At 54.8% G+C, this 12,132-nt stretch carries 9 protein-coding genes; 5 read left to right on the top strand and 4 right to left on the bottom strand.

Translation table 11 applies throughout. The features are described 5' to 3' along the window. The first annotated feature begins 212 nt into the window (after positions 1-212). Positions 213-1,934 (top strand): ABC transporter ATP-binding protein, encoded by a 1,722-nt coding sequence (locus EDC90_RS07485; protein WP_132310109.1) that lies wholly within the window; start codon positions 213-215, stop codon positions 1,932-1,934. Between the two features lie 48 nt (positions 1,935-1,982). Here EDC90_RS07485 and EDC90_RS07480 read toward each other — a convergent pair whose 3' ends face one another. Continuing rightward, complete coding sequence (locus tag EDC90_RS07480; protein ID WP_132310107.1) at positions 1,983-2,681, bottom strand: L,D-transpeptidase; 699 nt, start codon at positions 2,679-2,681, stop codon at positions 1,983-1,985. A gap of 268 nt (positions 2,682-2,949) precedes the next feature. Here EDC90_RS07480 and EDC90_RS07475 point away from each other — a divergent pair, with 268 nt between their 5' ends. After that, positions 2,950-3,714 carry a glycosyltransferase family 25 protein gene (locus tag EDC90_RS07475; protein WP_132310105.1) on the top strand — a complete coding sequence of 255 codons (765 nt, stop codon included), beginning with the start codon at positions 2,950-2,952 and terminating at the stop codon, positions 3,712-3,714. A 14-nt stretch (positions 3,715-3,728) separates the two neighbouring features. On the opposite strand, the gene EDC90_RS07470 is transcribed toward EDC90_RS07475, so the two are convergent. The 3 genes from EDC90_RS07470 to parE all read right to left on the bottom strand — a co-directional run bounded on the left by EDC90_RS07470 (position 3,729) and on the right by parE (position 8,554). Further along, on the bottom strand, positions 3,729-5,396 hold the full coding sequence (locus EDC90_RS07470) for an alpha/beta hydrolase (RefSeq protein WP_132310103.1): 1,668 nt from the start codon (positions 5,394-5,396) through the stop codon (positions 3,729-3,731). 53 nt (positions 5,397-5,449) lie between these two features. Next, positions 5,450-6,388, bottom strand: a complete 939-nt coding sequence (locus EDC90_RS07465; RefSeq protein ID WP_132310101.1) for a patatin-like phospholipase family protein — start codon at positions 6,386-6,388, stop codon at positions 5,450-5,452. 105 nt (positions 6,389-6,493) lie between these two features. Beyond that, a complete protein-coding gene (parE, locus tag EDC90_RS07460) occupies positions 6,494-8,554 on the bottom strand; it encodes a DNA topoisomerase IV subunit B (RefSeq protein ID WP_132310099.1) in 2,061 nt (686 codons plus the stop codon). Between the two features lie 393 nt (positions 8,555-8,947). On the opposite strand from parE, the gene tpiA reads away from it, so the two are divergent. The 3 genes from tpiA (at position 8,948) to EDC90_RS07445 (ending at position 12,118) form a co-directional block, all read left to right on the top strand. Further along, positions 8,948-9,727 carry a triose-phosphate isomerase gene (tpiA, locus tag EDC90_RS07455; RefSeq protein WP_132310097.1) on the top strand — a complete coding sequence of 260 codons (780 nt, stop codon included), beginning with the start codon at positions 8,948-8,950 and terminating at the stop codon, positions 9,725-9,727. A 118-nt stretch (positions 9,728-9,845) separates the two neighbouring features. Continuing rightward, positions 9,846-10,286: a preprotein translocase subunit SecG gene (gene secG, locus EDC90_RS07450; protein ID WP_132310095.1), complete on the top strand. Its 441-nt coding sequence runs from the start codon at positions 9,846-9,848 to the stop codon at positions 10,284-10,286. Between the two features lie 200 nt (positions 10,287-10,486). Next, entirely contained in the window at positions 10,487-12,118 is a 1,632-nt protein-coding gene (locus EDC90_RS07445) for a CTP synthase (protein WP_132310093.1), read from the top strand. Positions 12,119-12,132 lie beyond the last annotated feature (14 nt).

The raw sequence follows: 12,132 nt of genomic DNA, 5'->3' as shown, positions 1-12,132 counted from the left end.
CGGCTCCTTGATAATCAGCATGCCTGAGTTAGCGCGCGTTGCAAGCGATCATCGGCGGTTTCCACGCTTATGTAACAGTTTTGTGTCGTGTTTGGTCATTCTTGCCGTTTTGCAAGAGGCAGGGTACATCCCGGTAGGAGCGCCAAAATTCGTTTCGGCGGCGGCAGCCTTGCCGATCCTCAGCTCAGTTCATCCCACTCGGTGCCAGTTTCATGATTCGTAGATTTTTCTCCTATTACCGGCCTTATCGCGGGCTTTTCATTCTGGATTTTGGCTTTGCTGTCTTGTCGGGGCTGATGGAACTGGGATTTCCGGTCGCGGTGCAGATCTTTGTCGACAGGCTTTTGCCGGGTCATAACTGGATGCTGATTTCCATTGCGGCGCTTATTCTGCTGGGCGTTTATTTTATCAATACCGGCCTGATGACAGTTGTCACGTATTGGGGGCACCGGCTTGGGATCAATATCGAAACCGATATGCGCCGTGAGGCCTTCGCGCATGTGCAAAAGCTTTCTTTCGCTTTTTTTGACAACAACAAGACCGGACATCTGGTTGGCCGTCTGACCAAGGATCTGGAAGATATCGGCGAGATCGCTCATCACGGGCCTGAGGATGTATTCCTGGCTCTCATGACGTTTGTCGGCGCGTTCGTGCTGATGGCTGTGACGAATCTGGAACTCGCCCTCCTGACGGCGCTGGTCGCACCACTGATCATCTGGGTTATTACTCATTTCGGCCAGCGCATGACCGTCAATGCGGAAAAGATTTTCCGCCGCGTGAAGGGTTTTAACACGCGGATCGAGGAAAATGTTGGCGGGATGCGTGTGGTTCAGGCTTTCGCCAATGAAGACCATGAACAGGCCTTGTTTGAGGCTGACAACCACAGTTACCGTGAGACCAAGCTTGAAGGCTACTGGTACATGGCCGCTGGCCTATCGCTGTCCTATATGGGCATGCGTCTGGTGCAGATGCTGGTTATGGTCGCCGGAGCATGGTTTGTGATCCGCGGTGAACTGACTGAAGGTGGCTTTATTTCCTTCCTGCTTCTTGTCAACGTCTTCATGCGCCCTGTCGACAAGATCAACGCGATGATTGAACTCTATCCGCGTGGGCTTGCCGGCTTTAAGAGTTTTACCGAACTGATTGATACAGAACCCGATATTGCAGACCGGGCGGATGCAAAACCGGTAGAAATGGTCCTCGGCGATATCGTCTTCGACAATGTCGGATTTCGGTACGCGGTGAATGGCCGCCCCGCGCTGAAAGAGATTTGCCTTTCGGTGCGTGCCGGTGAGACGATTGCTTTCGTGGGCCCATCCGGCGCGGGCAAAACAACCATTTGCTCGCTGTTGCCACGTTTTTACGAGGTGACGGATGGCGCGATCCTGATCGATGGGACCGATGTTCGCGATATTACGCTGGCCTCACTGCGCTCACATATCGGCGTTGTGCAGCAGGATGTATTCCTGTTCGGCGGAACGGTTCGCGAGAATATCGCCTATGGAAAGCTCAATGCCAGTGATGCAGAAATCGCTGAAGCAGCCCGGCATGCGCGGCTGGATGAAGTGATTGAGGCGCTGCCGCAAGGGATGGAAACTGTTATTGGGGAGCGTGGTGTCAAGCTTTCAGGCGGGCAGAAGCAGAGACTGTCTATTGCCCGGATGTTTCTGAAAAATCCGCCAATTCTGATTCTCGATGAGGCGACTTCGGCGCTCGACACTGCAACGGAACGGGCTATTCAGGCATCGCTTGACCAACTTGCCAAGGGGCGCACGACGCTCGTGATCGCCCATCGTCTTGCAACAATCCAAAATGCCGACCGTATTGCTGTCGTCGAAGGTGGGCGGATCATCGAGACCGGAACGCATGATGACTTGCTGAAAGAGAGCGGGGCTTATGCCCGGCTTCACGCTGCCCAGTTCAGTGGGGCTTGAAAAAGAAACCGGCGCTTTGAAAAGCGGAGCGCCGGTTTGAATATGCTTTTACTGAATGACGACGATCTTGACCGGCAGATTGTCGACGCGGTTATAAAGATCGATCACATCCTGGTTCAGCATGCGGATGCAGCCTGAAGAAACGGCTTTACCGATGGAATTCCATTCCGGGTTGCCGTGAACGCGGTAGAGCGTGTCCTTGCCATTTTCAAAAATGTAAAGCGCGCGTGCACCGAGCGGGTTCATCAGTCCGGCCGGCATGCCGCCATTCTTCTCGGAATATTCTTTCAGCTCGGGCTGGCGCTCGATCATTTCCTGCGGCGGGAACCACTTCGGCCATTCCTGCTTCCATTTGATCACACCGTTGCCACCCCAGGAAAAGCCTGCGCGACCAATGCCGACACCATAGCGCATGGCCTTTCCGTTTTCCTCGACGAGGTAAAGGAAGCGGTTCGGTGTATCGACGATCACGGTGCCTGGAACTTCGGTGGTTTCATAATCGACCCGCTGACGATAGTACTGAGGGGCTATCTGTTGCCACGGAACAGCCGGAATCATGTATCCGTTGTCTTCAAGCGGGCCGTACATCGCATTCAGCTCGGCTTCCGTGTAGGGCGTGCCTGCAACAAGTGGTTTGCCGGATGGGCTCATGCCATCGCGTGTGCTGACACACCCTGCAAGCGCTGCTGTGGCGGAAAGTGTGCCGAGGAGAAACGCCCGGCGTGACACCGTTTTATCGATGAACATCAAAGCCTCATAACTAAAAGGGAATATGCAGTTTATAACTGGCTTGTAGCTGAGCGGGTCCCCGGTTCAAAGAAATCAATGGTCACAAAAGCGGGAAATTTAAACTTGGTGCTTTGAGTGTGACCGATTTCCATCAGTTTCTTTCATCCTGATACCTCAGCGCCGGGCCGCATGCCTCTTTGAGAACGAGTTGCGATTGCTCTTAAAACCGCCTTGCAATAGGAAAAGGGCGCAAATCGTATATCTCGAAGTCAGGCAGGAACCCACAATGGCGAAAGCGGACCGCATCAAGGCCTTTGTCATCAATGTTGAGAAGAACACGTTTCGGCGCGAGCACTTCTTCTCACAGGCAGATCAGGTGGGCATGGCGGTCGAGGTTTTTTCAGCCATTACTCCGGATACGCTGGATGAAAACTTTCTGACTTATGATGAAAAACAGGCGCGCCGTTTCACAGGACGGGCGATGATGCAGACGGAAAAGGCCTGTGCAGCGAGCCACATCACGCTGTGGGATCAGCTCGCAGAGGATCCGGAAGCCGACTATTACCTGATTATGGAAGACGATGCCGTTTTCAGCGCGAACCTGGCGGACATTCTGAATGAAACCGACCTTCAGGAAATCGGATTTTTGAAACTGAGTGGTAAAAAACAGCGGCCGCAGAAGAAAATGCAAAGCCTTTCAGGTGGCCGCCAATGCGTGCGTTTTGCGTATGGTCCGCTTGATACGGCGGCCTACCTGATATCGCGGCAGGCAGCGAAGACGCTTGCGGGTTATTGCCGTCAGCTGTTCGCGCCGATTGATATTATGATGGATCGCAGCTACGCCCATGGTGTCGCGGTGTTCGGCATTCTGCCATATCCGGTTTTCGCTGATTTCGATGTCGATACGGCCAGCCCGCTTTCCAGTGATATCGGCACACGATATAAATTCGCAGACGATATCACTGTTGGCGAGCGGATCTGCGTGCGCCTTAATCGGATATTCGGCAGCGTGCAGCGCAGTCTTGCAGCTTACAGGCTGAACAAAGGATAAGAATGGGCTCCGGATCAGGGAATCTCGCAGCCCATATCTTTTCCAAGATTGCAGATCGATTTCAGCCTTTCCGTCATCTCTGGCGTCCAGTTTTCCGGATTTGTAACGGCAACCCATGCGTCGATATAGTCACGTGCGACATAGTTGTGGCCGTATCCCGCTGGCAGCGCCTTGGCCAGTGCCATATCGAGCGCCAGCTGAAACTGGGTGACCACCGGCATGAAGCGCAGCTTCGGTGATACATCAGGTGCTGGCTTTTCTTTCATCCACTGCGGTTCGAACCAGAATGCACCCGGCTCGAAAAAGACAATCGGGTCTGAGGCATACTGGAGGAAATTAATTCTGATCCTGCCCCATGCGTTGCCTTCGGATTCCGGTGTGCGATACTGCGAGGAAAAACGAACGACTTCATTATTGCCGACCTTCGGCAATACGTAGGGCGTGCCTTCGTTGCGGGCCGCAACAGTCTGTCGCCAGATTTCAGACGGGAAGGGCGGACCGGCCCACAGCGCACCAGCCACCGGCTGGTTCATCATCTGAAAGACATTGAAGGAATACATCGACGACCAGGCGCCGAGACTGATACCATGCATGAACAGCTGCGGACGGTCATCCTCCGGCAATGTCAGCCAGTAATCGTATATCGTCTGCATTGTCGCTGTTGCCTGATCAAGGCCGGTAGCTGTTTCTATCACCAGCGCCAGAGGGGATTGCAGGTAGGAATATTGCACAGCGACGGTCGCGATATCCCCGTTTTCGATGAATTCGAGTGTTTCGTGCGCGCCCGGATCCAGCCAGCCGGTGCCGGTTGGACTGGCGACCAGAAGGACTTTGCGATCAAAAGCATTGAGGCGTTTCAGCTCTTCGAGCGCCAGTCGGGCACGCTCTTTCGGGTCATCATCCTGAGCGCGGCCGACATAAACGCGGATCGGGCGTTTTGCCGGGCGACCCGAGAAGGCTTCAATGTCGGCTGCGGTGTCAGCGCCGGTGACGAAGTTGCGTCCCGGTTGCCCCATTGCTTCCCAGCTGACAAGCGATTGCGCACTGCCTGGGATCAGTGGATCTGTCGGAGCAGGCGGAGCCGTGTCAAACAGATCCTGTGCGGTTTCGTAGGAATCATCCAGGAAGACAACGATATTCGGCAGCACCCAGTCGCGGGAAGCAAGGAACACAACGCTGAGAACGACGGCCAGGCCGAGCACATTGGCTGCACGGGGTGCTATGTAACGGTAAAGCCGGCGTCGTAGCATATCGAAAATACGCTGAAAGCCGAGGCCAATGGCAAAAAGAACCAGAAAAACCGCTAGTCCAAGCCCAAGGATGCCGAAGCTGGAACTGCCGTCAAGCGGTTCCATGCCAACGCGAATCCGAACCGAGTTTTGCCAATCGGTTGCCATGTAAAGGCAAAAGACCAGAAGACCCAGTGCTGCTGCGACAATGATGCCATGAACCCAGATTGCAACACGACCCTCTGGTTCTGGTATTTCGATACCACGCCAGAGCGAAACCAGAAACCGGCCAATCATATAGCCGAGCGCCATGACAAGCCCTGCCAGTATGCCCTGAAGCACCCACCCGCGCGGGATCAGCGATGGCGTGAGCGATGCCGCGAAAAATACGAGGCCAAGCGAGAAAGCGAAGAAACTGAAGCGATATCGCTTGCTCCGGCGGGGCTCTGACATGTTGCGGTCCAATCTGTCGTTTCGTTCCGGTCCTGATTTTTAGTCTGAACGGGCTAAGGCTGATTTTGCAGAATGCTTTCAACGCCCTGTCTGAAGACATCCTGCTGCTCGCTCGCCGCGGCAAGAATGGCTTCAATTTCAAAAAAGTCCATTGTCTCGAATTGTCCCACAGGCGGTGCGATGAAGAGATCCGGCTGACTGGTCTGAAGCTTTTCGAGAACGATCGAATGCTGTGTTATGCTCATTGAGCCGGTCCACGTATCCATGGAACTTGGAATTTCGCCGGTATCCTCATCATCCGATCCCGTCACATCAATACCGATTGTCGCATAGCGGCTGGAATCAAGGATATCGAACGGTGTCGGGTTTACAAAACCACCGTCAATGAGCACGCGCCCGTCCACACGAACGGGGGTTAAAAGAACCGGTAGTGCAGACGAGGCGGCAATCGCGGGAAGCAGAGGTCCCTCGCTCATGATCTTCTGTGACTGGCCGTAAAAATCGGTGGCAACGACTTTCAGGGGAATGTCGAGATCGGAAAACCGGTCCGGAAAACCCTCTGGCAACAAAGACTTCAGCAAGACCTCCGGCTCGATAACCGCCGGACGAAACAGGTTGAAGAGTGAAGACCAATTATCGCCTGTGTCCAGAAGCAGCCGCTTGAAAAGCGAGGGGCCTCCAGAAAATGTTTCGAGCGCGAACTCGCGAATTCCGCGGCCAGACATCCCACCGCAATAAAGCGCACCGATGATCGAGCCCATGGATGTGCCGGCAATCTGCTGCGGGCGAATGCCCATGTCATCAAGCGTTTCAAGAAAGGGAATATGGGCGAACGCCTTGGCTGCCCCGCCGCCCAGCGCCAGAGCGATACCGTTTCTGGATGGCTGGGGAGTATCAGCGGGCGTCATGTCATCCTGCTCAGCACGTGAGGACCCGCTTGCCGCGGCCAGTCCAAGACCCGCAGCAAGAAGGAAATTGCGTCGTTTCACCATTCTGTCGGCCTCTATCGGATTTGGTCCGAGACTATAATTCTCTGTTCGCTGCCGGGCAAGCTGACGGTTCGTGCGTGCCCGGTCAGATCAGATAAAACAGGGATGTCAGATATCGAGATTTTCCGCAAAAGCGGCGTTTTCCTGAATGAAGCGGAAGCGCGCTTCTGCCTTCGTGCCCATCAGGTCATCGACGGCGACTTTTGTTCCCTCGAAGTCAATCTCATCGATATTGACCTGCAAAAGGGTCCGCTTGCCCGGATCCATCGTCGTTTCTTTCAGCTGGGCAGGCAGCATCTCACCAAGCCCTTTAAAGCGGCTGATTTCAACTTTTCCACGACCGGTAAAGACCGATTTCATCAGTTCTGCGCGGTGACCGTCGTCGCGGGCATAGGCTGTCTTGCCGCCCTGGGTGATTTTGTAGAGCGGCGGGACTGCCAGATAAAGATGTCCCTGACGGATAAGCTCCGGCATTTCCTTGTAAAAGAACGTAATCAGCAGTGAGGCAATATGAGCGCCGTCTACGTCCGCATCGGTCATGATGATGATGCGTTCATATCTTAAATCTTCTTCGCGATATTTTGTCCGTGTGCCACAGCCAAGCGCCTGGATGAGGTCTGCGAGGAGCTGGTTGGACGAAAACTTCTCCCGCCCGGCACTTGCAACGTTCAGAATTTTGCCACGCAGCGGCAGAATGGCCTGATTGGTCCGGTTCCGGGCCTGCTTGGCCGAGCCACCAGCGGAATCGCCCTCTACGAGGAACAGCTCGGCGCCCTCTGCACTTTTTTGGGAGCAATCAGCCAGTTTCCCGGGAAGACGCAGTTTTTTGACGGCTGTCTTGCGATTGACCTCACGCTCCTTGCGGCGGCGCAGGCGTTCTTCAGAACGTTCAACGACCCATTCCAGAAGCTTTTCCGCTTCTGCCGGGTTGTCGGAAAGATAGAGATCGAAAGGGTCGCGCAGGGCATTTTCAACAATGCGCTGGGCTTCGACAGTTGCGAGCTTGTCCTTGGTCTGGCCTACGAATTCCGGTTCCCGGATAAACACCGACAGCATGCCAATGGCCGAGATCATCACATCATCCGTGGTAATCTGGGCGCCGCGCTTGTTTCCCACCATTTCGGCATAGTTTTTCAGGCCGCGCATGAGCGCCTGACGCAGCCCGGCTTCATGGGTGCCGCCTTCCGGCGTCGGAACAGTATTACAATAAGAGTGCACATTCGGGTCGCCACCATACCAGGCAACCGCCCATTCGACCGCACCATGGCCGCCGGTCTTTTCGGTCTTGCCAGCAAATATCTCACGCGTGACCGTGAAATCCTTGCCAATGGTTGCGGCCAGATAGTCCTTCAGACCTCCGGGGAAGTGAAAAACGGCCTTTTCAGGAACATCGTCTTTCCCTTCAACCAGTGAAGGATCACAAGACCAGCGGATTTCAACACCACCGAACAGATAGGCCTTCGAACGGGCCATCCGGAAAATGCGCGCCGGGTCAAATTTTGCCCGCGGACCAAAGATTTCCGGATCAGGATGGAAACGAACGCGTGTGCCGCGACGGTTCTGAATAGATCCGCAGTCTTCAAGCTCTGTCTGAGGAACACCACGCGAGAAGGTCTGACGGTAAAGATGGCGGTTGCGCGCGACCTCAACTTCCAGAAAGTCGGACAAGGCGTTCACGACCGACACGCCGACACCATGAAGTCCGCCGGAGGTCTCATAAGCCTTGCCGTCGAACTTTCCGCCGGCATGCAGCTTTGTCATGATGACTTCGAGTGTCGACTTTCCGGGTGCTTGCGAGTGCTCTTCAACCGGTATGCCGCGGCCATTATCGGAAACGGTCAGTGTACCTTCGGTGTCGAGGTAAATCTCGATAAAGTCCGCATGGCCAGCCACGGCTTCATCCATCGAGTTGTCGATGACTTCAGCAAAAAGATGGTGCAGTGCCTTATCGTCGGTGCCGCCGATATACATGCCGGGGCGCATACGCACCGGCTCAAGACCTTCCAGGACGCGGATTGAGGAGGCGCCGTAATCGCCATCCTCAGATGGATCGACCGAGCTTTTGCGCTGCGGTCTGCTGCGCTCAGCTTTCGGTGCTTCCGCTGGGGCCGCCGGGCGTTGCTGGGCGGGCTTCTTGGCGCCGGCAAAAAGATCGTCGTTATTATCCATGGTTTCGGACAGACTTTCAAAAGAAACAGGTGCGATGAAAAGCCTTGTAGGCGAATCACTCAGCTATTTTGACAAATTATCACCCTCAACGCGATGATGTGCCAAATTGTCGCAGAATGGATGTGGAAAGTTTTTTAGCTGGCGACCGGTGTCGTGCCTCTGGGAAGGGGCAGTTTGTGGCGATTATCCGTTTAAATCGACATTGAATCGATTTGGTGTCTGACACGGGCCAGTTGTCCTTACTTTGTCCTAAAGCAAAGCCATTGTGGATAATCAGGCTCAAGAGGAAGCGTTCAGACCCGATTGGTGCTGTCAGATTTCGACGAACTGGTGAACGCGGCCTGAGCTTCGTGGTAATAGTCTGTCTTATCAGTAAAGGGAGAGGCAAACAGGATGGCTGCAGATATACGCCCGATGGTGGCCGGGAACTGGAAAATGAACGGCACCCGTTCCGAGCTGGATCAGATCAGGGCGATTGCACATGGCGTCAGCGGACCGTTGTCAAAGAAGATTGATGCACTGATCTGCCCACCATCTACGCTGCTTTATGTGGCGACGACGTTGACCGTGGACACAAAGCTTCTGGTCGGTGCACAGGATTGCCATCAGAAGGCCAGAACGGGTGCGCATACCGGCGATATCTCGGCCGAAATGATCAGGGATTGTTTTGCCACGCATGTGATCGTCGGTCATTCGGAGCGTCGCAAGGAGCATGGCGAAGACAATTATACCGTGTCTATGAAAGCGCGCGCGGCATATGATCAGGGCCTGACGGCGATCGTGTGCATAGGGGAAACACGGGCCCAGCACAAAGCCGGGCGAACGATGGATGTCATACACCGGCAATTAAATGAATCGATGCCGGCCGATGCCACGGCTGAAAATACGATCGTTGCTTATGAGCCGGTGTGGGCGATCGGAACCGGCCAGACGCCGGGAGCAGATGATGTCGCACGGGTTCACGCCCGGATGCGTGCAGATCTGGTTGAGCGTTTCGGAGCGCGCGGCGAGGCAATCCGGCTGCTTTATGGTGGGTCGGTGAAACCTCAAAACGCGCCTGAATTGTTGTCGGTTCCCCACGTCAATGGGGCGTTGATCGGCGGTGCCAGCCTCAAGGCAGCCGATTTCCTGGCGATCTATCATGCCTATGAAGAAATCCTTACTGGCCTATAAAGTACAATATTGCCTTTGATACCCTTTGAAAAAAGGGTTGGATTGCGCGCGCGGCTCATGTACAGAAACGCCAGAAAAACGAATTGCCCCGATGGAAACGGGGCTGGATTGGATTTCCATGCAGACGGTACTGATCGTAATACATCTGATAATCGTCGTTGCGCTTGCCGGTGTCATTCTTATTCAGCGCTCAGAAGGCGGTGGACTCGGCATCGGTGGCGGCTCCGGTTTCATGACAGCGCGTGGCACAGCCAACGCTTTGACCCGGACGACCGCGATTCTCGCGACGCTGTTCTTCATTACTTCGCTCGGGCTCGGCATCCTGGCGCGTTATCAGGGTAACCCTTCCGACATTCTCGACCAGATCGAGCAGAACGCCCAGACCGATGGTCAGGGGATTCTCAATCAGCTCGGCGGCTCGATTACGTCCGATTCACCTGCAGCACCTGCCGAAAACAGCTCCACCGTTCCGACGACGGGTGGAAGCGAGGCCGAAGCACCGGCTGTCAGCACACCGCAGCAGGATTCGAACGCGACCAGCGTTCCCACCGGCGACTGATCGCTGGTCATAACCAGAATTCATCCGGCGGGCCGTGTGCCCGCCGGATTTTCTTTGAGATTGTGCCCGCTCTTCTTCCTGCCGAATGGTGGGCGGACAGGCCGGGCATTGCAGTTTGATTGGGGCAGCGAGCGTCATTGCCGATTTTATTTTGTAAGGCACTGGCAGAATCGCTCAAAAAACGGTATCGGAATAAGCCCATGGCGCGATATATTTTCATCACCGGCGGCGTGGTTTCCTCACTTGGAAAAGGCATTGCCGCAGCAGCTCTGGGAGCTTTGTTGCAGTCACGCGGTTATCGTGTTCGGCTGCGCAAGCTTGACCCTTATCTCAACGTGGATCCGGGCACTATGAGCCCGACCCAGCATGGCGAAGTGTTCGTGACGGATGACGGGGCTGAAACTGACCTCGATCTCGGTCATTATGAGCGCTTTACAGGGCGCTCTGCGACGAAGACCGATAACATCACCACGGGCCGGATTTACAAAAACATTCTGGATAAAGAACGCCGCGGCGATTATCTCGGTGCGACGGTTCAGGTCATTCCTCACGTCACAAACGAGATCAAGGAGTTTGTCCTTGAGGGCAATGAGGACTTCGACTTCGTTCTGTGCGAAATCGGCGGCACTGTTGGCGATATCGAAGCCATGCCCTTCATGGAGGCAATCCGCCAGCTCGGTAATGACCTGCCGCGCGGAAACGCAGTTTATCTTCATCTCACGCTCATGCCCTACATTCCTGCGGCCGGTGAGCTGAAGACCAAGCCGACGCAGCACTCCGTAAAAGAGCTTCAGGCTCTGGGCATTCATCCGGATATTCTGCTGGTTCGTTCAGACCGCGAAATTCCTGAAGCCGAGCGGCGCAAGCTTTCGCTTTTCTGCAATGTACGCTCATCAGCTGTCATTCAGGCACTTGATGTTGCCAATATCTATGATGTGCCGCTGGCTTATCATCGTGAAGGGCTGGACGACGAAATTCTTCATGCATTTGGTATCGATCCTGCACCAGTGCCGCGCATGGATGCGTGGAAGAACGTTTGCGAGCGAATTCGTACGCCCGAAGGTGAAGTCGATATTGCGATTGTCGGCAAATATACCGGCCTGAAAGATGCTTATAAATCTCTGATCGAAGCTCTTCATCACGGCGGTATTGCCAACCGTGTCAAGGTGAACCTTGAATGGATCGAGTCCGAGGTTTTTGAGAAGGAAGATCCGTCGCCCTACCTCGAAAAGGTCAATGGTATCCTTGTGCCCGGCGGTTTCGGTGAGCGCGGGTCCGAAGGTAAAATCCGGGCGGCCCGCTTTGCGCGGACGCATAAGGTTCCGTATTTCGGAATCTGCTTTGGCATGCAGATGGCTGTGATCGAGGCAGCGCGCAATCTGGCTGGTATCAAAGATGCGTCCTCGACCGAGTTTGATCGCAACGCCAGTGAGCCGCTTGTCGGTCTGATGACCGAGTGGGTGAAAGGCAACAGCCTTGAGACCCGCAGTGAACATGACGATCTCGGCGGAACGATGCGTCTTGGTGCCTACAAGGCACGCCTTGGTGAGGACACCAAGATTGCGGAAATTTATGGCACAACCGAGATTTCGGAACGTCATCGTCACCGCTATGAGGTGAATTTCGGCTATCGTGAAAAGCTGGAAGCCTGTGGTCTCGTCTTCTCGGGCACCTCACCGGATGGCATTTTGCCGGAAACCATCGAATATGCCGATCATCCGTGGTTTATAGGTGTACAATTCCATCCGGAGCTCAAGAGCCGTCCGCTGTCACCGCATCCGTTGTTTGCAAGCTTTATTGCAGCAGCGCTGGAGAAGAGCCGGCTGGTCTGAAGACCAACGGCTGG

The sequence above is a fragment of the Martelella mediterranea genome, assembly GCF_004342225.1.
Classification (GTDB): Bacteria; Pseudomonadota; Alphaproteobacteria; order Rhizobiales; family Rhizobiaceae; genus Martelella; species Martelella mediterranea_B.
This window is presented reverse-complemented; position numbering and strand designations above follow the sequence as displayed.